We start from the raw sequence: 22,948 nt of genomic DNA on the forward strand, positions 1-22,948 counted from the left end.
CAAGGATTGGAGGCGCGTGGCGACACGCTACGACCGTTGTCCCAAGGTATTCCTATCAGCCATCGCACTCGCGGCAACCGTTATGTACTGGTTATGAATCCTGACCCTAAATCGACAAAGCATTGCTTTTACTTGGGAAAAGTGGTGCCCGGGGGCGGAATCGAACCACCGACACGAGGATTTTCAATCCACTGCTCTACCCCTGAGCTACCCGGGCACGGGAACGGCGTTTGCCGTTGGGTGCAGGCCTTCTATGACTTGCCAAACGCGGTGTCCAGAGGCTTTTTCAGATTTTTTCAGTGCGGGCGATCCTTGATTTCGACAGCATCCTGAATCTCATCATCAAGGTCATCCTCGCGCTGCGACGGAACCGCATAGGAGCCGTTCAGCCACTTGGCCAGATCGATATCGGCGCAGCGTTTCGAGCAAAACGGACGAAACTGTTTGACCGTATCTTCTCCGCAGATCGGGCAGCTCATCTTAGGACCTCCGACAATGGGATACGGCCGCGTTTTCGCTGCAATTCGAAATGCCCCAGCGGCGTCCAGCCGGCGAGGATCGTTTCTTCGCTGTCAGCCCTGAAGGCAGCGCGGAGTGCGGATTCGAATCCGCGCCGGTCTTTTTTGGGCATCGGCGCAAGGTCGAGCGTGATCTGCCCGCCCAGCCCGCGCACGCGCAGGGCGCGCGGCAGTTCCTTGGCGCAGGCGAAATTGGCCTTTGTTCCCGCAGCCAGCGAGCCATCCGAACCAGTGTTCACATCCACGGCCACCAACGCCCGGGTGGGTTCGATATACATATGCGCCCCACCCGCCAAAGGATGGGATGCGCCACGTGCGGCGTCCAGCGCCTCGAGCACGCCATGGTCCGCGAACCCGCCCGCCTGGGTCGAGACCTCGGCCGGCTCCACCCATTCGCGCCAGGCGAGAACATGCGGTCCGTCGCCCTCGGACAGCGTTTCCGGTGCGTCTCCGGTGTCGTTCACGACCTGCTCGGCCAGCGCCCGCATGGCGGCGATGTCTTCGGCAATTTCATCGGCATCCGCGCCCCAGCAACCGGAGCGCAGGATCAGACCGAAGGGGCTGCCGTCCATCTGCTCATGGGCAATCACCAGCAGCCGGTCGCGCTCCTCGTCATCGCGGATCGAGCGGGAGATGTTCAGCCCGGGCGCGTCCGGCGTGACGATGGCATAGCGGCTTTTGAACAGGATGCGGTTCGTCACTGGCAGGGCTTTGCCCGGTTCGGCATAACCCGTGACCTGCACCAACAGCATCTCACCCTGCGCCAACCCTTTGACCTGCCGAAGGAAAGCCGGACCATCCGGCGTTGTCAGGAACATCCCGCCCTGCCCCTTGATCGCCCGCTCGGCCCGGGCCCGGTAGATGGTTCCGGGGGCGGGCGCATCGGCAGAGATCAGGAAATCATCCAGTTTGCCATCCACCATCAGGGCCGCGGCTTCGCGGCCTTGAATGTGATCCAGAATGATCGTTCGACCTTTCATGATGCCTCGCGATACAGGGGGTAACCGATGCCTTGCAACAGTCCTGCGGTTTCAGACAAAGGCAGCCCGACGATACCGGTGAACGAGCCCGAGATCCACGGAATGAAGGCGCCCGCGGGCCCTTGGATGGCATAGGCACCGGCTTTGCCCTGCCAATCGCCGGTAGCGAGATAGGCGTTGATTTCCACGTCCGAAAGTCGCTTGACCTTAACCTGGCTGACCACGTCACGCTGCAACATCCGATCGCCGCGACGCACCGCGACCGAGGTGATCACACGGTGGCGACGTCCTGAAAGGGCATGCAGAAATTCGGCTGCCTGTCCCGCACCCTCGGGCTTGCCCAATATGCGTCGACCCAGCGCAACCGTCGTGTCGGCGCACAGGACGATATCGTTCGGGGCCGCCTTCACGGCATGCACCTTCTCGCGGGCAATGCGCGCGCAATACGGCAGCGGAAGCTCGCCCCTTTGGGGGTCTTCGTCAATGTCAGGGGCAGAAATGGCGTCGGGCTGCACGCCAAGCTGAGCCAGCAGGTCCAGCCGTCTGGGGCTGCCCGATCCTAGAATGAACGCCATTGCGGCAGGCGTTACTTGAAGCGGTAGTTGATCCGACCCTTGGTCAGATCATAAGGGGTCATCTCGACCTGAACCTTGTCGCCGGCCAGAACACGGATGCGGTTTTTGCGCATCTTGCCTGCCGTATGTGCGATGATCTCATGGCCGTTTTCCAGCTCGACCCGAAACGTCGCATTAGGCAGGAGTTCCTTCACGACACCGGGAAATTCGAGCGTATCTTCCTTGGCCATGTTGTCTCCATCTTTGCGTTGCCCTGCAGAATCCGCAGGTGGCGCTTAAATGAGCCTATTTCGGCCTTATTTCAAGGGTGGAATCACTTAAAGACGCGACATTGTGACCGATTCGACTCGGGGCGTCTGCTCGGTCCAGTGGGATCGGTTCAGGACATGGCCATCCGCCCGAACTTCGGCGATCGCCGACAGATCGACGTCTGCGTAGGTCCAGCCGGGCTGGTTGAGCACGCCTTCCGACAGCACGCCGGTTTGTGGAAAGCCCTTGTCCGGCGGGCCGAAAACGCCTCCGGTCCCAGTGTTTGCGTCCACGGACTGGGACCATTCATTGTTACCCACCAGCGAAGCCATCACCGTAACGCATTGATTCTCCAATGCACGCGCCATCGCGCCGATACGGACCCGCCAATAGCCCGACAGGGCCTCGGTGCAGGACGGCACAAGAATCACGTCGGCCTCTGACAGGGCACGGCCCAGCAGGGGAAACTCGCTGTCATAGCATATCAGAACGCCGATCCGACCCAGCGCCGTCTCGAAGATCTTTAGCGGTCCGCCCGGTGCGATGTCCCAATCTTCGCGCTCGAACCGGGTCATGATCTGCTTGTCCTGATGATCCTGCGCGCCTGAGGGGGCGTAGAATTCGGCGCGGTTCACCGGGCGAACTGGGCCGGCCTGAACCGGGGCGGACGCACCCAGAATGTACACATTGTATGCGGCCGAGAGGCGCCGATGCAGGATTTGTACATCTTCCATCCGCTCGAATACCGCCTGGATCGAGCGTTCGAGATCCCCCGCAACCTCGGCCCCGGCCAGCGTCGAAAGCTCCATCGCGCCGTACTCGGGAAACACCAGCAGTTCAGCCCCCTGCCCAGCGGCCTGCGAAACCCAAGCGTCCAGCTTGTCTTCGTACTGCGCCCAACTGTCCAGCCAGTCGAGATTGTAGGCGGCGGTGGCGATTTTCATGATGCGGGTTCCAATGCTGTTCTTGCGAAAAAGTAAATAGCGGTTGTTGCCCGGTGTACAGGCCAATCGGGCTGTGCCCTGCAACAGAAACTTTTGGCTCGATGCTTAGCCTTTCAAAGCAAGGGTCCGGGCCGGGTGCGCGCCGGACCCGCACCCGATCTGGACATTGCCGATCGTCCATGCGCACTGTGACCCATGTCGCTGATCGATGACCTGGAGCTCATTCTGGAGACTGTCCTGCCAAACGACCCCAGTTTTCGGCGGATCGAAAGGGCGGCGATAGACAGCTGTGTCAGCGACAGTCGGCGATACGCACTTGAGGGCTCGGTCGAAGCATTTCTGCTGTCGGCGATGCGCCTTCTGGCACTTCCCAACAACGGGCACACAAGGCTGATCCCGAATGATGCAATCTCGGTGTTGCCTCTGCGGTTCGTGAGCGTGGGGCGTTCCGTCCAAGTCCTTGGGTCGGCATCAAGGGTGATCGCCCCACAAGGCAAGCTGCTGGCAGTCAATGGCGCAGCTGTAAGCGAAATCGAGGCCGCGGCGGACAAATTTCTGGCGGGAACGCGCCAGAGGAAGCGGGTCATCGGTCCGATTATCCTGGCTTGGCCGCACGCGTTGGAACGGCTGGGATTTTCGTCCGACGACGGTATGACCGAGTATCACGTGCAGGACGAAAACGGGCAGACAACCAATCTGAAAGTAGCAAATGGAAACACCGTTCCTGCGTCGACGCTCTACCCGAGAAACGAGCACGGCAAAGCCGATCCAGCATGGGAACCCGAGAGCTTTGTGGAGATTGAGGATTGGCAGGCACTTGGGCTTTCAATTCAACTGCCGAGCTTCTTTGACCCAGGCAAAGATGCGCTGCGCAAAGCCATATCCGAGGCAGCGGATCGCGTGCGCGCTTGCTCTGACAAAACACTCTTTATTGACGTTCGCGGAAACACCGGCGGTGATTTTCTTCTGACGATGCCTTTGATCGACGCAATCGCGCAAAGCGCAAATCAGCGGGTCGTCGTGCTTGTCGACAAATTCACGTTTTCAGCAGCGATCGTGTTTGTCGCCATCCTCAAGCATCGCTTGGGTGACAGCCTCAAACTCATCGGGGAAGAAATGGGAGACGGACTGACGTTCTTTGCCGAGGGCGGGTTGCTTGACTTGCCAGCGAGCGGAGCGGTCGTTCGATACTCCTCTGCCTTTCACGATTGGAAGACGGGAACGTCTGACGAAACGACACCGCCCGAAATCGCGCGGCAAATCGTGCCCGCAGGAAATTTGATTTTGGATTGGGAATGGGTCGCAGGGACCTCGGGTCATGCTTCACGAGGCGCGTTTCATAGGCAAGTCCTCAAAGGTTTGCGCGACTAGGCGAACGACCGGTGGGTTCGGACACCGATCGAAGATCGGCGTACAGGCGAGCAAACGCAATCGCATGGCAAGCGCGTCACAGATCCCGGATCCAGAACTGCAGCGGTTTGAGGGTTTCCGTCTCCTCGCCCAGATCTTTCCAAGAGAACTGGGCGATCACTCCGGGCAGAGGCGCATAACCGCGGGCGCGCCAGAAATCATCCAGCGGGCGGTAGGTCGCGGGCCGCATCGGGTGGCCGGCCGGGCGCTGAACGCCGCAAAAGGCGCATTGGGCAAAGCCCAGCGCCCGCGCGTGCCCCTCGCGCAGGTCAAAGAACGCATGTCCGACGCCTTGTCCGCGATAGTCGGGCAGCAAAACGGATTCGGCGCAATAGAAGATCTGCGACAAGTCCAGCCCGGTGCCGTCGAAAGCGGCGGCGAAATCCTCGGCATGGTCGGCCAGCGGCGCGCCGGTCGCGGCCCCTACCAGCCGCTCGCCGTCAAAGGCGCCAACCACGATCGCCCGGTCGCTGTCGCGGTAGGATTGCAGGTATCCGCGCTCATAGTCCAGATCGCCGTCATAGAGATAGGGCCAGTCGCGGAACACCGCGATGCGCAGGCGCGCCACGTCGTCCAGCGCCGCCGACAGGGCCTCGCCGGTCAGGGCGCGGACGGCCGTGACCTCAGCCACCCGACACCTGTTTCACCCAGTCAGCCAGATTGTAATAAGTGGTCACGCGGGTGATCTTGCCGTCTTTGAGGTCAAAGAACGAGCCGGCGGGCAGGCGATAGGTTTGACCCGAGGCCACGGGCAGGCCGGCATCGGTTTCCAGATAGGTGCCGTTGACGATGTATTCGGCGGCCGCGCGGGTGCTGCCCTCGGCCTCGAAGATCACCATGTCGGTCAGGGTCTCGCGATAGCAGCGGTTCATATGCGCGCAGAATTCGGCGAATTTCTCTTTGCCGACGCGGATCTTGCCTTCGTTCACGTGATGGGCCACGTCGTCGGACAGGCAGGCCAGCATGCCGGCCACATCACCGGCGTTGAAGGCATCGAAATAGGCTTGGATGGTCTGGGTCATGCGATCTCCGTAGGTTCCCCCCAGCGATCCTTCAGGTGTTTTATGATCTGATCGCGGGTCTGACGGTAGTGGTGTAGCTTTTCCTCGCGCGTCTCGCCCAGTCCGGTAGGGTCCATTATTGGCCAATAATCGACATCGAGGTGAAAAACCCGCGTCAGCTCCAGCGCCTTGCGCTGGCTGGCAGGCGACAGGGCCACGATCAGGTCGAATGATCCCAGGTCATCCCCCCATTCCTGCATCTCGTCGAACGACCGCGACCGGTGGCGTGACAGTTCCACGTCGATCTCTTGGCAGACGGCGATGCTGAACCCGTCGATTTCCAGGTCGTTGTGTACCCCGGCCGACTGCACATATGTGCCCGTGCCGTAGAATTTCTTCATGATGCCTTCGGCCATGGGCGAGCGCACCGCGTTGTGGTCGCAGCAGAACAGGACCGAATGCGGCAGAGGCTTCACCCGTCAGCCTCCGAAATGAAGCACGCAGATCAGCGTGAACAGGCGGCGGGCGGTGTCTGTGTCGATCTCGGCCTTGCCCTCGAGCCGTTCCTGCAGAACCCGGCTGCCTTCGTTATGGATGCCGCGCCGGGCCATATCGATGGTTTCGATCTGGCTGGGCGGCAGGGTCTTGACCGCATCGAAATAGCTTTCGCAGATCTGGAAGTAGTCCTTGACCACCTGCCGGAACGGACCCAGTGACAGGTGGAACTCGGCGGCTTTCTGACTGTCTTCGGTGGTGACGTCGAACACCAGCCGCTTGTCGCGGATCGACAGTTGCACATGATAGGGGCCGTCGGGCACCAGCCGGTCGTCACGTTTGGGCAGGGCAAACGAGTTTTCCTCGAGCAGGTCATAGATCGCAACCTTGCGCTCCTGCTCGATCTCGGGCGTGGGCGGTGGCAGGTTTCGATCGTCCAGTTCGATATGCGAAATGCGGGTCATGGTCATTGACTTCCGTTCAGGTCAGGCCAGACCTAGCGCACCTATGCCCGCGGGACAACGCGGGAAACGGGCCGGACGCAAGGTCAGATGGGGTACTCGTTGGGGTCGATCCCGTGCTTGCGCAGCAAGGTGTCAACAAGCGAACCGGGATTGATATCGCGATCTTTGAAGATTCTGCGAAACCACGAGCCGTAGAAATGGATCGAGGTTTTGGCACGCCAGTTCAAGAAATCCAGCTTCGAAAGGTCAGGGTCGTTCCAAAGCGCACGATGTCGCGGCGGTATGGCGTAGATTTCAGTGCGCTCAACAGCCATCTGCCGTTCCGTCCCTTTGTAGACGAAATGATACAACATCGGCGGGCCCAGACTGAACAGTGGCAGGCTCCAATAGGTCGATCTGCCAAAGATTTTCAGATAGGCGCGCTGCTGCTCTTCAGGCCACCAGGGTGGAACCAGATCACTGTTAAAGGCAAAATCGCACATTTCGGCCAAGGCGGGGCTGTCGCTGGGAAAGGCCAGCACTCCATTCATCATGCGCCGGGTCTTCCGGTTTCCGAGCGGAAACAGGTACCCTTGTTCAGTTTGAAACGGCCGCAGGGCATAGGCATCCGCATCCACCCATATCTGATCGGTTTGTTGAAGAAGCTTCAGGCGGAACAGGTCCGCATGTACTGCGACCGACCGCGTGATCGGATCGCGGTAGATTTCGGGCGCGTCGAATACTTCGCGCGCATCGCGGGCCTCGACATAGCCCGGAATGTCCTGCAGATCGCCATAGTGATAGACGATCGGCTTCTGATCCAAATCCGCAAAGGATTTCAGGCACAGATGCTCCAGAAAGCTGAAGCGCTCCCCGATCCAGAGGGTTGCGACACGTTCCAAATTCGGCTCCGGGTTTGTCCTAAGACGTCACCGGTTAAAACGCACGGGTCAGACGACCACCGCAAGTGGTTTTGCACGCGCCGCGGCAGTCCCAAGCCGGATGTGACCCCGCCGCCATGATGCCAAGGTCAACCGTTCAGCCGCTTGAGCCGAGCACCCACGGATAGCCCGTGCGCCTCCAGGCTTTCCGACCGCGCCAGTTGCTCGGCCGCCGGGCCGATGGCGCGCAGAGCCTCGGGGGTCATGTGGCTGAGCGTGGTGCGTTTGAGGAAATCCATCACGCTGAGCCCCGACGAAAACCGGGCCGAGCGTGCGGTGGGCAGAACATGGTTCGGTCCGCCGACATAGTCGCCGATGGCCTCTGGCGTATACTGACCCAGGAAAATTGCGCCGGCGTGGATGGTCTTGCGGCTCAGCGCCACCGGATCGGCCACGCACAGTTCCAGGTGTTCCGGAGCGATGCGGTTAGACAGCGCGGCGGCCTCGTCCAGATCGCGCACGGTGATTACCGCACCATAGTCGCGCCAGCTCGCCCCGGCGATCGCGCGTCGTTCGAGCGTCTCCAGCCGTTTTTCCACCGCCTCGGCCACCGCGCAGCCGAAAGCGGCGTTGTCAGTGATCAGGATCGACTGGGCGCTTTCGTCATGCTCGGCCTGGCTGAGCAGGTCCAGCGCGATCCAGTCGGGGTCGTTGTCCTTGTCCGCGATCACCAGAATTTCGGAGGGGCCGGCGATCATATCGATGCCCACCTTGCCGAACACCCGCCGTTTGGCCGCCGCCACGAAGGCGTTGCCGGGCCCGGTGATCTTGTCCACCGGCGCGATGGTTTCCGTGCCATAGGCCAGCGCCGCAATCGCCTGCGCGCCGCCGATACGATAGATCTCGTCGACGCCCGACAGGCGCGCGGCCAGCAGCACCAGCGGGTTGACCTGCCCGTCCGGCGTGGGCACCACGATGGCCAGCCGCTCGACCCCGGCCACCTTGGCGGGAATGGCATTCATCAGCACCGAGGACGGATAGGAAGCCAGCCCGCCGGGAACGTAAAGCCCCGCGGCAGAGACCGCCGACCAGCGCCAGCCCAGCGTGGCGCCCGCCTCGTCGGTCCATTCCTGATCCTGCGGCATCTGGCGCTCGTGATAGGCGCGGATGCGCGCGGCGGCCAGTTCCAGCGCCGCGCGGTCATCGTCGCTGACGGTCGCGATGGCCTGCGTCACCTCGTCGGCGCTGAAGGCCAGCGTGTCCGGCGTCAGCTGCAACCGGTCGAATTTCGCCGTCAACTCGATCACCGCAGCATCGCCGCGCGACCGCACGTCGGCGATGATCTGCGCCACGACGGCGTCGACATCGGGGCTGTCTTCGCGTTTGGCGGACAGAAGGGCTTGGAAACCGGTTTCGAAATCGGCGGATGTCGTGTCGAGGAAAACGGGCATTTGCGTACTCCGGGGCGTTTGAACGGGTCTTATCGCCCGCCGGGGCGGGCCTCAACCCTCAGCCCGGGGGGTGCAGCGATTTGCGCAGGGGGAATTGGGGCATACCGTTCCAGTCCGCGGGCTCCCCTGCAGCGACCCAGCCATACCGGCGATAGAAGCCCAACGCGGTCCGGGTGGACATCAAATGGGCCACGGGGGCCCCTGATGTGGCCAGTTCGGCCTCGAGCCGGGACAGCAACGCGGCACCGACCCCCTGCCCTGCGTGGCCCGGATCGACATAAAGCAGCGAAATCTCGGCCGGTGCGCGCAGCCCACCGACGGCGGCCACATGCCCGTTCCGCTCGGCCAGCCAGATCTGGGCGCCCGACGTGATCCAGTTGCGAACGGTCTGCGGGTCCTTGTTGGCAGTCCACGCTGCGATCTTGTCTGGTCGATTTCCGTGGTCGGCCTCACACAGTCGGGTGATGGAGCGGACCAGAACCTGACTCAACCCGAACACGTCGAACACGGTGGCCCGGCGCAGCGACACGCCGGCCTGCCCCGGAGACAGCGCCTGCGAAATGCCACGCTTGTTCTGCATGTCAGTCCGGGTGCCGAGGCGCCTTGCCCGAAGGCGCACGATAGGGGCGGGTCACATCCTTGAGCGTTGCCTCAACCGCTTCCACCGTCAAACGGATCACGCCATCCCCGGCCAGCACAAGCAGCACCTCGCCTGTGCCATCTTCCGAAGGGTGGAACTCGATATCAAGAACCGAGAGGATCAGGTCCTTGTCGGATCGATCAACCCCCTGGCTGGACACCGACAGGACCGAGTCGAATACCAGCAGCGACTGCACCCGCTCGAATTCCCGACCACGGCGCTCGGCTGCTTCCTTGTCCTCCCACCGGAACCGGTTGAGCAGCAAGGCAAAGCGGCGGCGAGCTGGTTGCCAGGTCATTTCGCTGACCGGAAAAACCGCGTCCTGCGTCAGCGTTGCGATCACCTTGAGGTCCTCGGCATCCAATGCGCCAAGGTTCAGCGGCGCCTCGCGCCCGTCTTCGAATGTTGCGTCTGCCATCAGCCCTTGATCCGTTCTATTTTCGCGCCCACACCTTCCAGCTTGCGGACCACATGCTCATATCCGCGGTCCAGATGATAGACCCGGCTGACGGTTGTTTCGCCCTCGGCCGCCAACCCGGCCAGGATCAGCGAGACCGAGGCCCGCAGATCGGTGGCCATGACTGGCGCACCCTTAAGACGCTCGACCCCGGTCACCGTCGCGGTGCCGCCATGCACCTCGATCTGCGCGCCCATGCGCACCAGTTCAGGGGCGTGCATGAAGCGGTTCTCGAAAATCCGTTCCTCCAGCACCGAGGTTCCCTCGGCCGTGCACATCAGCGCCATCATTTGCGCCTGCAGATCGGTAGGAAAGCCCGGGAACGGCTCGGTGACCACGTCCACGGCGCGCACCCGGCCATTCTTGCGAGAGACCTTCAGACCCTTTTTCGTCTCGGCGACATCCACCCCGGCGGCCGTCAGCTTCTCGACGAAGGATTCGACCAGTGACAGGCGGCCGCCCAGCAGTTCGACCTCACCGCCGCAAACGGCGGGGGCCAGCATGTAGGTACCCAGTTCGATCCGATCGGTGACCACCTGGTGCGTGGCCCCGTGCAGGCGGTCGACACCCTGGATCTCAATGGTCGAGGTGCCCTCGCCGTCAATCTGCGCGCCCATGCTGCGCAGGCATTGAACCAGATCCACGATCTCGGGCTCGCGTGCGGCGTTTTTCAGAACCGTGGTGCCCTTGGCCAGCGTCGCGGCCATGACGATGTTCTCGGTGGCACCCACTGAGGCAAAGCGCATTTCATGCACCGCGCCCTTCAATCCACCTGGCGCCTTGGCGTGCAGGTAGCCGTCCTTCAACTCGATTTCGGCACCCAGTGCTTCCAGCCCCTCGACATGCAGGTCCATCGGCCGCGCCCCGATGGCACAGCCGCCCGGCAGCGAAACCACGGCCTGCCCGAAACGCGCCAATAGCGGCCCCAGAACAAGGTTCGAGGCCCGCATTTTGCGCACGATCTCGTAATCGGCCGTGTGACTGGTCAGATCATGGCTGGACATCGCCAGAACCTGCCCGTCCTGCAGGGCCGACACCTCGGCCCCCAGCGACTGCAGCAGCGCGGTCATGGTCTTGATGTCACTCAGACGCGGCGCGTTGGTCAGCGTCAGCGGATCTTCGCTGAGCAACGTGGCCGGCATCAGCGTCAGACAGGCATTCTTGGCCCCCGCGATCGGAATTTGGCCGTGAAGCGGCCCGTTGCCCGTTACCAGAATCGAATCCATCTGCTCTTAGTCCTTGTGCTGTCCCGGCCGGTCATCCTGTGCGCTGCGCGCCTTGGCCTGCGCCTTGCGCCGCGCCAGGTTTGCCTTGAGGGCAGCCTTGAGCCGATCTTCGCGCGCGGATCCGGATTGTCCGTGTTTTTTGGGTGATTTTTTCTCTGCCATGATCTTTCTCTACAGGAGGCGAAAAAAACCGTCCAGAGACCCTTGCGCCCCGTTTCGTTTGAGTCTAATCACCCGCCCACAGCGCTGCTGTAGCTCAGAGGTAGAGCACTCCCTTGGTAAGGGAGAGGTCGAGAGTTCAATTCTCTCCAGCAGCACCATCTTCCAGTTTTTACCCGGATTCCGCTGCACGACGCCTCGATATCTTTGCAGGCGCAACTTCCCCGACGTCAACCACGCATGGCCGGAAATCACACACATCTGACACCTTCCCGCAATACTAATGCCAATATTGCAATACATAGCGGATCAATCCTGCCGATCCGTTTGATGGTGTTTTTTTTAACGAGGGGGTACTTCGGTAGGACCAGGGGTGAGGCCGAAGCGCCGAATTCAAGACCGGGGCTTCCGGTCCTCCCCCGCCGATTTCACGGGGCTACCCGCCCCGCAACCTCTGCATCAGATAGACTTCGGCACCTTCGGGAATGGGTTCGGACAGACCCGCTGCAATGATCCGGCCATTGACGGCAACGGACACGCCCGCGTCGATCGGCGCCTGCAGTTGCGGATGAAGGCGCACCAGTTCGCGCAGCAGCTCGCCGGTTGTCGCAGCCTGAACCTGCACCACTTCCTGGCCCCCGGTCAGCGACCGGAGACCGGACCAGAGATGGACCTCAACCATTGCCCTTGAGGGCGGCCAGAATGCGCGGCGGCGACATCGGCAGTTGTCGCATCCGCACGCCCGCCGCGTTCGAGACCGCGTTCGCGATGGCTGCCAATGGCGGCACGATGCCGGTTTCACCCACGCCACGCACGCCGAACGGGTGGCCCGGGTTGGGCACCTCGACGATCACCGTGTCGATCATCGGCAGGTCGCTGGCCACAGGGATACGGTAGTCGAGGAACACCGGATTCTGCAGCCGGCCATCTTCGCCGTAGATGTATTCCTCGTTCAGCGCCCAGCCGATGCCCTGCGCCGCGCCGCCCTGGAACTGGCCCTCGACATAAGCCGGGTGGATCGCCTTGCCTGCGTCCTGGATGACCGTGTAGCGGGTGATCGAGGTCTTGCCGGTTTCGGGATCGACCTCGGCATCGACGATATGGGTGCCGAAGGACACGCCGGCGCCTTCGGGGGTCGCCTCGAAATGGCCCGAGATCGGCCCACCTGTGCGCCCCATGTCGGCGGTGATCTCGGCCAGCGGCAGCGGGTCGAAATCGCCCGCGTTGGGGCCGGACGGCACCGCGCAGCCGTTTTCCCATTTCACCGCGTCCACGGGGATGCCCCATTTGGCCGCCGCGCGTTCGCACAGTTTCTCAACCGCGTGCTGCGCCGCCTTGATCGTGGCCAGACCGCTGGCATAGGTCACGCGCGAGCCGTGGCTGACGTCGTTGTAACCCAGCGTGGCGGTGTCGGCGATGGTCACGCGGATGTTCTCGTACGGAATACCCAGCACCTCGGCCGCCATCAGCGCCATCGACGCGCGCGAGCCGCCGATATCGGGCGTGCCGACCATCAGCTGCGCCGAGCCGTCCTCGGACAGGGCCAGCGACACCGAGGTCTCGCCCCCGTGGTTGAACCAGAACCCGCAGGCAACGCCCCGCCCCTGTCCCGGCTTCAGCGGCGCGGAATAATGCGGGTGGGCCTTGGCGGCTTCGAGCGTCTCGACCAGGCCGATCCGGTCATAGGTGGGGCCATAGCTGGCCTTGGTGCCCTCGCGCGCGGCGTTCTTCAGGCGCACATCGACCGGGTCGAGACCCAGTTTCTTGCACAGCTCGTCGATGACCGATTCTACCGCAAACGCCCCCATCGGCGCGCCGGGCGCGCGATAGGCGGCCTGTTTCGGGCGGTTGGACATGACGTCATACCCCACCTGCCGCACGTTGGTCAGGTTGTAGGGCGCAAAGGCGCACATCGCGGTCATGTCGCCCGGCGCGCCCGGAAAGGCACCGCCCTGCAGGCGGAACACGCCCTGGGCGGCGGTGATGGTGCCGTCTTTCTTCATGCCGATCTTGACGTCCATCGAGGCCGAGGCGGTCGGCCCCGTGGCCCGCAGAACCTCGGACCGGGACATCACGATCTTGACCGGACGGTTGGCCTTGCGCGACAGCGCCAGCGCCACCGGTTCGATGAACACGGTGGTCTTGCCGCCGAATCCGCCACCGATTTCCGATGCGGTCACGCGCAGCTGCGCGGTTTCGATCCCCAGCAATGCCGCGCAGGTCTTCTGCACGATCCAGTGGCCCTGGGTGCAGCACCATAGCTCGCCCTTGCCGTCAGCGCCCAGCGAGGCAAGGCAGGCGTGCGGTTCGATATAGCCCTGGTGGGTGGCCTCGGTGACGAAGTGATCCTCGATCACCAGATCGGCCTCGGCAAAACCCGCCTCGACATCGCCATGCCCGCTTTCGTGATAGCGCACGACGTTGGGGTGCATCCCCTCGGGCACCGAATAGTCGGCCGCGCCCTCGCGGATCACCGGAGCGTCGGGCGCCATCGCCTTGTCCACGTCGGTGACATGAGGCAGCACCTCGTATTCGACCTCGATCAGCTTGAGCGCATCCCGCGCCGCCAGCGCCGAGCTGGCCGCAACCGCCGCCACCGCGTGCCCGTCATAGAGCGCCTTTTCCCCGGCCATGACGTTTTCCAGAACGTTCCAGAATTCGCCCTCGAGCCCCGGCTTGAACGGGACATCGGCGAAATCGGCGCGGGTGACCACGGCTTTCACGTCCCGATGCGCCTCGGCCTTCGAGGTGTCGATCCGAACGATCCGCGCATGGGCATGGGGCGAGCGCAGGATGGCGCCGAACAGCATGCCCGGCGCGGTCACGTCGGCCCCGAACCGGGCGCGGCCGGTGACCTTGTCCAGCCCGTCGGGGCGGTTCGGGCGGGTGCCCACGAAGGTGAAATGCGACTTGCGATCGTCGAGTGCCATTACGAAGCCTCCCGCAGCTCGGCGGCCGTGTCCAGAACGGCGCGGATGATCTTGTCATAACCCGTGCAGCGGCACAGGTTGCCGGCCAGCCAATAGCGGGCCTCTTCCTCGGTCGGGTCGGGGTTCTTTTCCAGCAGCGCCTTGGCGGCGACCAGAACGCCCGGTGTGCAGACCCCGCATTGCAGCGCGGCATGGTCGATGAACTTGCGCTGCAACGGGTGCAGGGTTTCGCCCCGGGCCATGCCTTCGATGGTTTCGATCTTCTTGCCCTCGGCCTCGACCCCCAGCACCAGGCAGGAACAGACGAGCCGCCCGTCCAGCGTGACCGAGCAGGCCCCGCAATCGCCGGTGCCGCAGCCTTCCTTGGCGCCGGTCAGGTTTAGCTTGTCGCGCAGACAGTCCAGCAGGGTTTCGCGCGCGTCGCACAGGTATTCGACCGTGTCGCCGTTGACGGTGGTGGTGACGTGATGCTTGGTCATGCGGTCTCTCCCTTGGCGCGGGCATAGGCGATTTTCGCGGCGCGTTTTGCCAGAACGCCGGCCACTTCGGTGCGGAATTCGATCGTGCCGCGCTTGTCGTCGATGGGTTTACAGGCGGCCGAAGCGGCGGCGGCCAGCGCCGCCAGCGCGGCATCGTCCAGCGTGGTGCCGATGATGGCCTTTGCGCAGTCTTCGACCAGCAGGACGGTGGGCGCCACGGCCCCCAGCACAACGCGGGCCTCGGTGATCGTGTCACCATCGACGAGCAGGTTCACGCCCACGCCGACCACGGCGATGTCCATCTCGGTGCGCGGAATGAAGCGCAGATAGGCGTCGCCGCCACTCGCGCCCCGCGCCGGGATGTGCAGAGCCGAGATCAGCTCGCCCTGCGCCAGAGAGGTCTTGCCGGGGCCGGTCGGGATGTCCTCGACCGCCACGACCCGATCGCCCGCGGGGCCGGTCACCGTCGCCGTAACCCCTGCGGCCACCATGGCCGGAACCGAGTCGGCTGCGGGCGAGCCGTTGCACAAGTTGCCCGTCAGCGTGGCACGGCCCTGAACCTGGGTCGAACCGATCAGGTCCATCGCCTCGACCACACCGGGCCACTCGCGGCCCAGTTGGGGATGTTCGCTCATCTCGGCGCCGGTGACGGCCACGCCCAGCGTCCAGCTGCCGTCGGCGTGGCGGGTGATGTCGCGCACCCCGTCGATGGCCTTGATGTCGATCAGGGTGTCGGGGGTCACGATCTCGGACCGCAGTTGCACCAGAACGTCGGTGCCGCCGGCCAGAAACCGCGTGATGCCCGTAGCATGGGCAGCCAGATCCGAAGCTTCGGCAAAGCTGGCGGGGCGGTGATATTGCATGATTGTACCTCGCGCCTGTTGGTCAGGGTTCACTGGGTTTGGGGCGACGTTAGAGCAGCCGCGCGGCGGCGTCCATGGCCCGCGCGACCTATTTTTTCGCCTGAAAATGTCGCTTTCCGACCGGGGTCAGAGGTCGATCTCGACCACCCCGCCCGGCTCGGCCGCGCGGCTCTGGCACAGAATCAGTGCCGATTCCCGCTGTTTGCGCGACAGGACGAAATCGCGATGCTCGACCTCGCCCGCAATCAGCCCGCATTTGCAGACGCCGCAGATGCCGTCGGCGCATTTCACGTCGACATGGATGCCGGCCTCGTTCAGCACCTGTGCCGCGTCTTTGTCGACGGGCACCTCAAGGTCACGCCCTGACCGTGCCAGCCGCAGGGTGAACGGGTGGTTTTCAAAATCGGGCTGCTCGGGCACCGAGAAATACTCCAGATGCCGGGCCTCCTCGGGCCAGCCCTGACATTCGGCAGCCTGCATCACCGCCTCCATGTAGCGGTCCGGGCCGCAGGTATAGACATGCCAGCCGTCGCGATAGCCCGCCAGGATCGCGCCCAGATCGGCGCGGGTGCCCTCGTCCGAGACATGCAAATGCACGCGGTCCGCCCAGGGCGCTGCGGCCAGATCGGCCAGATACCCGGCCTTTTCCCGTGAGGGGATGGAATAGTGCAGGTCGAAATCACGGCCCAGCGCGTGCAGGCGTTGCGCGAAGGCGATCATCGGGGTAATCCCGATGCCGCCGCCCATCAACAGAGTGCGGGAGGCGGTCTCATCCAGTTCGAAATGGTTGATCGGCTTTGACACGAACACCTTGCGGCCCAGCGTGAAGATCCGGTGCAGCAGGGCCGATCCGCCGCGGCCCTGATCCTCGCGCAGGACCCCGATCTGATAGGTCATGCGGTCGGCCGGGTCTCCGGACATCGAGTATTGCCGCAGGAATTCCGGCGCCACCAGCACATCCAGATGCGCGCCGGCCGTCCAATCCGGCAAGGGCGTACTATCTGGTGTGGAGAACTCGTATTTGGTGACGTCTGCCGTCATCTTCTCGACCTTCGACAGCACCAGCTGCATCACCGGCGCATCGCCCGAGATCGTGTAGCGGTGGATAACCGACATGTCTCCGGCGGCCAGACGGGTCTTGTACTCCTCGGCCGTGACCATCGCCTGATAGGCGGCGATCCCGGCCTCGCGGTCCATCGCAAAAGGATAGGGCCAGGGGTGCGGCGCCAGCGGCGCGGGATAGACGGCCAGCGTCTGATCCTCGTATTTCAGATCCAGATCCTTTTGCAGATCGCGCCGGTTCAGCGGGTGCGCGGTGGGGCGATAGGCGCCGTCGGGCTGTAGCTCCAGATCCCACCACCATTTCTTGGTGTCGTTCAGCCCGCCATTGCCCAGCGCATCGTCCAGTTTCGCCAGCGCGGGCGCAGCGGCGGGAATGGTCATCGCAGCCCAGCGGTAGGGGCGTTCGGCGAACAGCCCTTCCAGGTTCCAGGGGCAGGTCTTCATGCAGCGCCCGCACATCGCCCCGCCGGGCGTGGTGATCCGGTAGGTGGCGCATTTCTGGCTGTCGGATTTCCAGATCTCGTAGCCGTTGAACATCAGCTTGGGCCCGGCGGTGATCGCCCCCGAGGGGCATTCGCGAGCACATTTGTTGCAGCTTTCGCAGAACCGCTGCAGGCCAAAGTCGATGGGCTTGTCGTGGGTCATGGGCATGTCGGTGGTCACCACACCCGATTTCAGGCGCGGGCCCAGGAACGGGTTCAGAATGACCTCGCCGATGCGGCTGACCTCGCCCAGCCCCGACAGCAGCAGCAGCGGCGGCTGCAGCACTTCGCCATCCATCACCGTATGCGCCTTGGCCTTGTAGCCCAGATTGCGGATCTGACGGGCCAATACCCCACCCAGCAGCGAGAACCGCAGATAGGCGCGCATCGACTGGGCGACGCTGATCCAGTCATCGCCGGATGCGCCCTCCATCGTCTCATAACCCTGGTCGACGATCATGCTAACGGCCTGATCGTGGGGCGGCACGATTTCCTCGCCGGTAGCGTCGTGGGAATACCACGCCCATTCGGGGCAGCGGCAGAGGCCCACGGCATCGACGCTCAGGAAATAGCTGGCCGCCTTGATGTTCGCCGCGTTGCGCTCGGCATCGGTGGGGCTGGCGACCTCGGCGCTGTCGCCGTCCTGCAGCAGGACGAAGGCCCCCAGCGCGCGCCGTTGGGCAAAGCTGGGCGCGGATTTTCGGACGTAGTGCCCACCCTTCGCCGCGTCCTGCAGCGGTTTGCCCATGTCGCCGAACTGCGCCCGCGCAAACATGTCGGCGCGTTTGGGCACGCGGGCCACGTTCGCTTCGTCGATATAGGTGGTCGGGCTGTCCACGCGTTTGAGCGTCTCGAACGGGTGCGCGCCATCGACATAGCGGCGGCGGGCGAAAGGGTCGCGGTTCAGCGCGCTTTTGGCAAAACCCGCGCCCAGCCACCACGCGGGGCCTTGGGTGCGGAACCACGGCTGCCGGTCGCGCGGGGCCAGCGGTCGATCATGGGCGATTTCCATCTCGGTGGTCACGGCGGCCAGCCCGAACCGGCGCCCCAGCCAAGGGGCCACGGCGGTGCCATCCTCGGCCCAGACCAGCCCGGCTGCGGCGGCAAGGCGCGGCAGGTCCACGTCCGAGGACATCACCGAATGCGCCCGCGCGTCATACCCCAAAAGCCGGATGTAATTGGCGATCACCACCGCGTTTTCGGTGGCCAGCAGGCAGGCGCGGTGGTCCTGCGCATCCAGGATCCACTCGGCGCCGGGCTCGGCCGGATCGGGGTCGCGATGATGTTCGTACAGGAACACGATGGCATGGCGATGGGCGGTGATCGGCCCCGGCTGGGCCGCGACGCTGTCGCGCAGGTCGGCCATGATCACGTCGATCCCCGAGGCCAGGGTCTTCGTCTGCCGGGTCTGCAGCGCATGGGCCAACCGGTCGATATCAGGGTTGCGCCGGGGCTGGTCCAGCAGCGCCTGCGGCGGCAGAGGCCCGCAGCCCATCATCGATGCATCGTTGAAATAGCCGAATGCCTTCAGGTGGTTGGCGCGTTCAGCCGGATCGTGAGGCATCTCGGCCCGGGCCGGATTGACGAAACCATCGCGGATGGTGTCCAGCATCGCCTGAAACTCGCCCATTGCGTTGACGATGCTGTGGGGCTTTTCGGGGCGGTCGAAACTCAGCACCGGCATGGGCGCCAGCGCCGACAGATCGGGCAGCGCATCCTGTCGCCGCAGCCGCTCAAGCGGATAAGGACCCATGTGAACGGGTCGGTTCTTGTCCGAGAAAAAGCGGATCCCCATCGCGTGCCTCCTGTTGCCAAGCTTCCCCTAGCGCGGCATGAACAGCAACACCATTCATGGCGGATCATAAACGGTATGAAGAAAATTGATTTCACGGATCTGGACGGCAAGGTCCTGCGCACCTTCCTGACGATCCTCGAGGAAAACTCGGTGTCCAAGGCCGCCGACCGGCTGGGTGTCACGCAATCGGCCATCAGCCACACGTTGGCCAAACTGCGGCAGGTGCTGGGCGATCCGCTGTTCGTGCGGTCGGGCCAGGGGCTGCGCGCGACCGAGCGGGCGCTGGCGCTGAAAGACCCGGTGCAGAGGGTGCTGGACGGGATGCGCGCCCTGACCGATGAGCGGCCCTTTGACCCGCTGTCAGAAGAGATCACCGTCCAGATCGCCACCAACGACATGCCGCGCGAGCTGATCTTTCCGCAGTTGCTGCGCAGGGCGCGGGCCGATGGGGTGCGGCTGCGGCTGGAGTTCATGCCCTCGGGCGTGCCCGACCCTGAACTGCTGCGCAGCGACCGGTGCCAGCTGATGCTGACCCCGCTGCCGCCGGACGGCCCCGACATCTTTCAAAAGCTGCTGGTGAGCAGCCCCCTGATGGTGTTCTACGACGCCGAACGCCGCGACCCGCCCGCCGACTGGGCCGCCTATTGCACCTCGGACCATGTCGAGGTGCGGTTTCCCGACGGGCGCAACGCGCGGGCGGTGATGCGCGGCGTGGATCAAAGCCAGATCCGCCCGCCCACCGTGACGCTGCCGCATTTCAACGCGATCCCGGCCTTCGTGAAGGGCAGCGACCTGATCTCGACCGACACGGCGCTGATGAAACAGGGGCCTTTGGCGGCACTGGACTGTGCGCCCCTGCCCTTCGATTGTCAGCCGGTGTCGATCTACATGGTCTGGCACCAGCGGTTCGCCAACGATCCCGCCCATCGCTGGCTGCGGGGCCAGATCGCGGCGATTGCCGCCACGCTTCAGGCCTGAGCCCGCAGCCAGTCGCGCATCAGCGCCACCAGATCCGGCTGCCGTGGCTTGCGCGGGGTGACGATATGGAACCCCAGATCATCCAGCAGCACCTGCGCCAGCGGTTGCACCAACCGTCGCGCCGTCAGCTCGGCCGCGACCAGTGGCGCATTGGCCAGCGCAAAGCCCTGCCCGGCCACGGCGGCGTCGATGGCCAGGCTGGTCTGGCTGAAATTCATCATCCTCGGGCGCCCCTGAACGCCGGCGCGTTCCAGAAACAGGGGCCACAGGCCGTGTGAATCGCTCAGCATTACATGCGCCAGCAGGTCCTGCGCCGATGTCACTTGCGCGGCCAGGTCAGGGCTGCCGACGACGACGAATTCGGTGGGGAACAGCGGCTCGGCCACCAGACCGTCGCCAAATGGCGCGCGGCCCTGCCGCACCGCGATGTCCACCCCGTCCGTCTGGAAATCGGCCAGCCGCTCGCGCGCATCGACCTGCACCGAGACATCCGGGTGGTGCGCGGTGAAATCGCCCAGCCGCGGCACCAGCCATTTCGAAGCAAAGCTGGGTGTGACCGACAGGGTGATCTGACGCTGGCCGGACAGGTCTTCGACCGCCTCTTCGATCAGACGGAAAGCGCGGCGCAGGGGCGCGTGGAACCGCCGACCGGCCTCGGTCAGGCGCAGGCCGCGTGGCAGACGGTCGAACAACAGGGTGCCCAGCCGCGCCTCAAGGCCGCGGACCTGCTGCGCCACAGCCCCTTGGGTGACACCCAGTTCCTGCGCCGCCAGCCTGAAGTTCAGGTGACGGGCCGACGCCTCGAAGGCGCGCAGGGCGTTCAGCGGAGGAAGGGCAGCCATGACGCTCACACAATAGATTTTCTACAGCCATAGGGCAGAAGAACTGATTGGTCAAACGGCCGGCCACGCTTCATCTTGGCGGCAGATGGAAACGGAGAACGAAGATGACAGAAAAAGTGGCTCTGATCACCGCCGGCGGCAGCGGCATGGGCGCGGATGCGGCGCGGCGTCTGGCGGCGGACGGGTTCAAGGTGGGCATCCTGTCCTCGTCGGGCAAGGGCGAGGCGCTGGCGGCCGAACTGGGCGGCGTGGGCGTGACCGGCTCGAACCAGTCGAATGACGACCTGCAGAGGCTGGTCGATGCGGCGATGGCCCATTGGGGGCGGATCGACGTGCTGGTGAACTCGGCCGGTCACGGACCCCGCGCGCCGGTGCTGGAGCTGACCGACGAGGACTGGCACCGCGGCATGGAGGTCTATTTCCTGAACGCCGTGCGCCCCACAAGGCTGGTCACCCCGATCATGCAGACGCAGGGGGGCGGGTCGATCATCAACATCTCGACCTTCGCGGCGTTTGAGCCGGACCCGGTCTTTCCGACCTCGGGCGTATTCCGGGCAGGGCTTGCGGCGTTCACCAAGCTGTTCGCCGACAGATATGCCGCCGAGAACATCCGCATGAACAACGTCCTGCCCGGCTTCATCGACAGCCTGCCCGAGAAAGAGGAGTTCAAGGCCAAAATCCCCATGGGCCGCTACGGGCGCAGCTATGACGAAATCGCCTCGGTCATCGCGTTCCTGGCCTCCGAGGGCGGCGGTTACATCACCGGGCAGAACATCCGGGTGGATGGCGGGATCACCCGCTCGGTCTGATCGGTCAGACCCTTGCCTTGATCAGATGGGTCAGCGCCGCGCCGGTCTCGAAAAAGGCGCGGCGCAGGCCTGTCCAGCTTTCGCTGTGCTCAGGCACCGGCGGCAGCGGCAAGCGGGCGGGGTCGCCCGCCAGCAGGCTGTCGGCCATCATGCGGCCGAACACCGTGCCCGGCCCGATCCCGCGCCCGGAATAGCCATGCGCCGACAGCGCGTTTGGCCCGATCTGCACCAGCTTCGGGATATGGTCCGAGGTTATGGCGATGCGCCCATGCCAGCCGTCCTTCAGCGGCTGATCGGCCAGAGCGGGGAAGATCTGCGCCAGTTTGCGCGTGATCCAGCCGCGATGAGCGAAACTGCCCGCGTGGCCCAGATCGCCCATCGCCCCGATCACCAGCCGCCCGGCCTGATCCATGCGGAACGAGGTCATGATCAGCCCGGTATCCCAACAGCCCTCGCCCCCCGGCAGCAGGGTGGCGCAGATGTCCTCGGGCAGCGGGTCGGTGGCGTATTGGAAGTAGTAGACCGGTACATAGGCCTGTCGGGTGTCGGGCAGCCCCGCGTGATAGGCGTTGGTGGCTTGGATCAGCGCCTTGGCGCGCACAGAACCCAGCGGTGTGTCCAGATGCCAGACATCGCCATCATGGCGCAGGGTCTGCACCGGGCTGTTGGCGTGGATCGCGGCCCCGGCCTGCCGCGCGGCGCGGGCGAGGCCCTGCACATAGGCCAGAGGCTGGATCGTCCCGGCGCGCGGGTCGAAGATGGCGCCGTGAAAGGCCTCGCTGCCGGTGCGGCGGGCGGTTTCCTGCGCCGACAGCAGTTCGACCGGCGCGCCGTCGGCTGACAACTGTTGGCGGCGGGTTTGGAGGTCGCGCAGGCCCTTGGGCGAATGGGCCAGGTGCAGGGTTCCGGCCTGCACCGGCTCGCAATCGATGGCGTGGTCACGGATCAGGCGGAACACTTCGGCCGGGGCCTGCGCCAGCAGGGTGATCAGCCGGTCGCCGGCCTCGTGGCCCAGGTGGGCGCGGATCTCGGCCGGGGACAGCCACAGCCCGGCATTGGCCAGCCCGACATTGCGGCCCGACCCGCCATGGCCGATCTCAAGCGCCTCGAGCAGGCAGACCGAAGCCCCCGCCTGCGCCGCGTGCAGCGCCGCCGAGCAGCCCGTATAGCCGCCGCCGATCACGGCAAGGTCCACCGTGACAGGCCCGGTCAGGGGCGGGGCATCCACCCGCTCGCGGCTGGTCTTGGTCCACAGGCTGATTTCCGGGTCGGTGGTCAT

General features: G+C 64.3%; 25 protein-coding genes, 2 tRNA genes and 1 pseudogene. 5 read left to right on the top strand and 23 right to left on the bottom strand.

The genetic code is table 11. The features are described 5' to 3' along the window. Positions 1-97: pseudogene (locus AC2FML_RS18385) on the top strand (IS5/IS1182 family transposase); the annotation flags it as partial. Positions 98-142: 45 nt separating this feature from the next. Here AC2FML_RS18385 and AC2FML_RS18390 read toward each other — a convergent pair. The 6 genes from AC2FML_RS18390 to AC2FML_RS18415 form a co-directional block, all read right to left on the bottom strand. Then, positions 143-217 (bottom strand) — tRNA-Phe (locus tag AC2FML_RS18390). Between the two features lie 79 nt (positions 218-296). Further along, positions 297-479: a DNA gyrase inhibitor YacG gene (locus AC2FML_RS18395; RefSeq protein WP_170337460.1), complete on the bottom strand. Its 183-nt coding sequence runs from the start codon at positions 477-479 to the stop codon at positions 297-299. After that, positions 476-1,498, bottom strand: a complete 1,023-nt coding sequence (locus AC2FML_RS18400; RefSeq protein WP_480633493.1) for a ribonuclease E/G — start codon at positions 1,496-1,498, stop codon at positions 476-478. The genes AC2FML_RS18395 and AC2FML_RS18400 overlap by 4 nt, the downstream gene beginning before the upstream one ends. Then, complete coding sequence (locus tag AC2FML_RS18405) at positions 1,495-2,073, bottom strand: Maf family protein (protein WP_496784032.1); 579 nt, start codon at positions 2,071-2,073, stop codon at positions 1,495-1,497. Before AC2FML_RS18405 ends, AC2FML_RS18400 begins: the two co-directional genes overlap by 4 nt. Before the next feature lie 11 nt (positions 2,074-2,084). Next, complete coding sequence (infA, locus tag AC2FML_RS18410; RefSeq protein ID WP_005978431.1) at positions 2,085-2,303, bottom strand: translation initiation factor IF-1; 219 nt, start codon at positions 2,301-2,303, stop codon at positions 2,085-2,087. 87 nt (positions 2,304-2,390) lie between these two features. After that, the gene (locus AC2FML_RS18415; protein WP_170366711.1) at positions 2,391-3,266 is read right to left on the bottom strand and encodes a carbon-nitrogen hydrolase family protein; all 876 of its coding nucleotides are present in this window, start codon (positions 3,264-3,266) and stop codon (positions 2,391-2,393) included. 351 nt (positions 3,267-3,617) lie between these two features. On the opposite strand from AC2FML_RS18415, the gene AC2FML_RS18420 reads away from it, so the two are divergent. Then, positions 3,618-4,637 carry a S41 family peptidase gene (locus AC2FML_RS18420; protein WP_496784033.1) on the top strand — a complete coding sequence of 340 codons (1,020 nt, stop codon included), beginning with the start codon at positions 3,618-3,620 and terminating at the stop codon, positions 4,635-4,637. A gap of 76 nt (positions 4,638-4,713) precedes the next feature. Here the strand turns inward: AC2FML_RS18420 and AC2FML_RS18425 are convergent, their stop codons facing one another. The 10 genes from AC2FML_RS18425 to AC2FML_RS18470 form a co-directional block, all read right to left on the bottom strand. Beyond that, positions 4,714-5,307 (bottom strand): GNAT family N-acetyltransferase, encoded by a 594-nt coding sequence (locus tag AC2FML_RS18425; RefSeq protein ID WP_170373407.1) that lies wholly within the window; start codon positions 5,305-5,307, stop codon positions 4,714-4,716. Then, a complete protein-coding gene (locus AC2FML_RS18430; RefSeq protein ID WP_170443646.1) occupies positions 5,300-5,698 on the bottom strand; it encodes a ketosteroid isomerase-related protein in 399 nt (132 codons plus the stop codon). Before AC2FML_RS18430 ends, AC2FML_RS18425 begins: the two co-directional genes overlap by 8 nt. Further along, positions 5,695-6,153 (bottom strand): arsenate-mycothiol transferase ArsC, encoded by a 459-nt coding sequence (locus AC2FML_RS18435; protein ID WP_170358064.1) that lies wholly within the window; start codon positions 6,151-6,153, stop codon positions 5,695-5,697. Before AC2FML_RS18435 ends, AC2FML_RS18430 begins: the two co-directional genes overlap by 4 nt. Positions 6,154-6,156: 3 nt before the next feature. Beyond that, the gene (locus AC2FML_RS18440; protein WP_093962859.1) at positions 6,157-6,636 is read right to left on the bottom strand and encodes a UPF0262 family protein; all 480 of its coding nucleotides are present in this window, start codon (positions 6,634-6,636) and stop codon (positions 6,157-6,159) included. Positions 6,637-6,719: 83 nt separating this feature from the next. Then, on the bottom strand, positions 6,720-7,517 hold the full coding sequence (locus AC2FML_RS18445) for a glycosyltransferase family 32 protein (RefSeq protein WP_170337708.1): 798 nt from the start codon (positions 7,515-7,517) through the stop codon (positions 6,720-6,722). 128 nt (positions 7,518-7,645) lie between these two features. Then, positions 7,646-8,947 (bottom strand): histidinol dehydrogenase, encoded by a 1,302-nt coding sequence (gene hisD / locus AC2FML_RS18450; protein ID WP_496736591.1) that lies wholly within the window; start codon positions 8,945-8,947, stop codon positions 7,646-7,648. Between the two features lie 58 nt (positions 8,948-9,005). Continuing rightward, positions 9,006-9,527, bottom strand: coding sequence for a GNAT family N-acetyltransferase (locus AC2FML_RS18455; RefSeq protein ID WP_496736593.1), 522 nt, complete (start codon positions 9,525-9,527; stop codon positions 9,006-9,008). A 1-nt stretch (position 9,528) separates the two neighbouring features. Next, positions 9,529-10,005, bottom strand: coding sequence for a DUF2948 family protein (locus AC2FML_RS18460; RefSeq protein WP_496784034.1), 477 nt, complete (start codon positions 10,003-10,005; stop codon positions 9,529-9,531). Next, positions 10,005-11,270 carry a UDP-N-acetylglucosamine 1-carboxyvinyltransferase gene (murA, locus tag AC2FML_RS18465; RefSeq protein WP_496784035.1) on the bottom strand — a complete coding sequence of 422 codons (1,266 nt, stop codon included), beginning with the start codon at positions 11,268-11,270 and terminating at the stop codon, positions 10,005-10,007. Before murA ends, AC2FML_RS18460 begins: the two co-directional genes overlap by 1 nt. A 6-nt stretch (positions 11,271-11,276) precedes the next feature. Further along, on the bottom strand, positions 11,277-11,432 hold the full coding sequence (locus tag AC2FML_RS18470) for a hypothetical protein (protein WP_170337448.1): 156 nt from the start codon (positions 11,430-11,432) through the stop codon (positions 11,277-11,279). An 83-nt stretch (positions 11,433-11,515) separates the two neighbouring features. On the opposite strand from AC2FML_RS18470, the gene AC2FML_RS18475 reads away from it, so the two are divergent. Then, a tRNA-Thr gene (locus tag AC2FML_RS18475) sits at positions 11,516-11,590 on the top strand. A gap of 275 nt (positions 11,591-11,865) precedes the next feature. Here AC2FML_RS18475 and AC2FML_RS18480 read toward each other — a convergent pair. From AC2FML_RS18480 to AC2FML_RS18500, 5 genes are all read right to left on the bottom strand, one after another. Continuing rightward, complete coding sequence (locus AC2FML_RS18480) at positions 11,866-12,111, bottom strand: MoaD/ThiS family protein (RefSeq protein ID WP_040633350.1); 246 nt, start codon at positions 12,109-12,111, stop codon at positions 11,866-11,868. Next, positions 12,104-14,359, bottom strand: coding sequence for a xanthine dehydrogenase family protein molybdopterin-binding subunit (locus AC2FML_RS18485; protein WP_496784036.1), 2,256 nt, complete (start codon positions 14,357-14,359; stop codon positions 12,104-12,106). The genes AC2FML_RS18480 and AC2FML_RS18485 overlap by 8 nt, the downstream gene beginning before the upstream one ends. Beyond that, entirely contained in the window at positions 14,359-14,838 is a 480-nt protein-coding gene (locus AC2FML_RS18490; RefSeq protein WP_496784037.1) for a (2Fe-2S)-binding protein, read from the bottom strand. Before AC2FML_RS18490 ends, AC2FML_RS18485 begins: the two co-directional genes overlap by 1 nt. Further along, positions 14,835-15,701, bottom strand: a complete 867-nt coding sequence (locus AC2FML_RS18495; RefSeq protein ID WP_496784038.1) for an FAD binding domain-containing protein — start codon at positions 15,699-15,701, stop codon at positions 14,835-14,837. The genes AC2FML_RS18490 and AC2FML_RS18495 overlap by 4 nt, the downstream gene beginning before the upstream one ends. A 126-nt stretch (positions 15,702-15,827) precedes the next feature. Beyond that, a complete protein-coding gene (locus tag AC2FML_RS18500) occupies positions 15,828-19,040 on the bottom strand; it encodes a reductive dehalogenase (protein WP_496784039.1) in 3,213 nt (1,070 codons plus the stop codon). Between the two features lie 75 nt (positions 19,041-19,115). Here AC2FML_RS18500 and AC2FML_RS18505 point away from each other — a divergent pair, with 75 nt between their 5' ends. After that, entirely contained in the window at positions 19,116-20,018 is a 903-nt protein-coding gene (locus tag AC2FML_RS18505) for a LysR family transcriptional regulator (RefSeq protein WP_170435421.1), read from the top strand. Here the strand turns inward: AC2FML_RS18505 and AC2FML_RS18510 are convergent. Then, complete coding sequence (locus AC2FML_RS18510) at positions 20,009-20,860, bottom strand: LysR substrate-binding domain-containing protein (RefSeq protein WP_170358040.1); 852 nt, start codon at positions 20,858-20,860, stop codon at positions 20,009-20,011. The genes AC2FML_RS18505 and AC2FML_RS18510 overlap by 10 nt on opposite strands. 104 nt (positions 20,861-20,964) lie before the next feature. Between AC2FML_RS18510 and AC2FML_RS18515 the strand changes: the two genes are divergently transcribed. After that, positions 20,965-21,669, top strand: coding sequence for an SDR family oxidoreductase (locus tag AC2FML_RS18515; protein WP_170443664.1), 705 nt, complete (start codon positions 20,965-20,967; stop codon positions 21,667-21,669). A 4-nt stretch (positions 21,670-21,673) separates the two neighbouring features. Here the strand turns inward: AC2FML_RS18515 and AC2FML_RS18520 are convergent, their stop codons facing one another. Continuing rightward, positions 21,674-22,948, bottom strand: coding sequence for an NAD(P)/FAD-dependent oxidoreductase (locus AC2FML_RS18520; protein WP_496784040.1), 1,275 nt, complete (start codon positions 22,946-22,948; stop codon positions 21,674-21,676).

This window comes from Ruegeria sp. BHSC029, assembly GCF_059613085.1.

Coding starts and splice junctions, on each gene's coding strand:
- infA (WP_005978431.1), bottom strand. CDS start 2,303: ATGGCCAAGGAAGATACGCTCGAATTTCCCGGTGTCGTGAAGGAACTC.
- AC2FML_RS18405 (WP_496784032.1), bottom strand. CDS start 2,073: ATGGCGTTCATTCTAGGATCGGGCAGCCCCAGACGGCTGGACCTGCTG.
- AC2FML_RS18395 (WP_170337460.1), bottom strand. CDS start 479: ATGAGCTGCCCGATCTGCGGAGAAGATACGGTCAAACAGTTTCGTCCG.
- AC2FML_RS18415 (WP_170366711.1), bottom strand. CDS start 3,266: ATGAAAATCGCCACCGCCGCCTACAATCTCGACTGGCTGGACAGTTGG.
- AC2FML_RS18480 (WP_040633350.1), bottom strand. CDS start 12,111: ATGGTTGAGGTCCATCTCTGGTCCGGTCTCCGGTCGCTGACCGGGGGC.
- AC2FML_RS18500 (WP_496784039.1), bottom strand. CDS start 19,040: ATGGGGATCCGCTTTTTCTCGGACAAGAACCGACCCGTTCACATGGGT.
- AC2FML_RS18400 (WP_480633493.1), bottom strand. CDS start 1,498: ATGAAAGGTCGAACGATCATTCTGGATCACATTCAAGGCCGCGAAGCC.
- AC2FML_RS18495 (WP_496784038.1), bottom strand. CDS start 15,701: ATGCAATATCACCGCCCCGCCAGCTTTGCCGAAGCTTCGGATCTGGCT.
- AC2FML_RS18470 (WP_170337448.1), bottom strand. CDS start 11,432: ATGGCAGAGAAAAAATCACCCAAAAAACACGGACAATCCGGATCCGCG.
- AC2FML_RS18510 (WP_170358040.1), bottom strand. CDS start 20,860: ATGGCTGCCCTTCCTCCGCTGAACGCCCTGCGCGCCTTCGAGGCGTCG.
- AC2FML_RS18420 (WP_496784033.1), top strand. CDS start 3,618: ATGCGCCTTCTGGCACTTCCCAACAACGGGCACACAAGGCTGATCCCG.
- AC2FML_RS18430 (WP_170443646.1), bottom strand. CDS start 5,698: ATGACCCAGACCATCCAAGCCTATTTCGATGCCTTCAACGCCGGTGAT.
- hisD (WP_496736591.1), bottom strand. CDS start 8,947: ATGCCCGTTTTCCTCGACACGACATCCGCCGATTTCGAAACCGGTTTC.
- AC2FML_RS18440 (WP_093962859.1), bottom strand. CDS start 6,636: ATGACCCGCATTTCGCATATCGAACTGGACGATCGAAACCTGCCACCG.
- AC2FML_RS18455 (WP_496736593.1), bottom strand. CDS start 9,527: ATGCAGAACAAGCGTGGCATTTCGCAGGCGCTGTCTCCGGGGCAGGCC.
- AC2FML_RS18460 (WP_496784034.1), bottom strand. CDS start 10,005: ATGGCAGACGCAACATTCGAAGACGGGCGCGAGGCGCCGCTGAACCTT.
- AC2FML_RS18520 (WP_496784040.1), bottom strand. CDS start 22,948: ATGACCACCGACCCGGAAATCAGCCTGTGGACCAAGACCAGCCGCGAG.
- AC2FML_RS18485 (WP_496784036.1), bottom strand. CDS start 14,359: ATGGCACTCGACGATCGCAAGTCGCATTTCACCTTCGTGGGCACCCGC.
- AC2FML_RS18490 (WP_496784037.1), bottom strand. CDS start 14,838: ATGACCAAGCATCACGTCACCACCACCGTCAACGGCGACACGGTCGAA.
- AC2FML_RS18515 (WP_170443664.1), top strand. CDS start 20,965: ATGACAGAAAAAGTGGCTCTGATCACCGCCGGCGGCAGCGGCATGGGC.
- AC2FML_RS18505 (WP_170435421.1), top strand. CDS start 19,116: ATGAAGAAAATTGATTTCACGGATCTGGACGGCAAGGTCCTGCGCACC.
- murA (WP_496784035.1), bottom strand. CDS start 11,270: ATGGATTCGATTCTGGTAACGGGCAACGGGCCGCTTCACGGCCAAATT.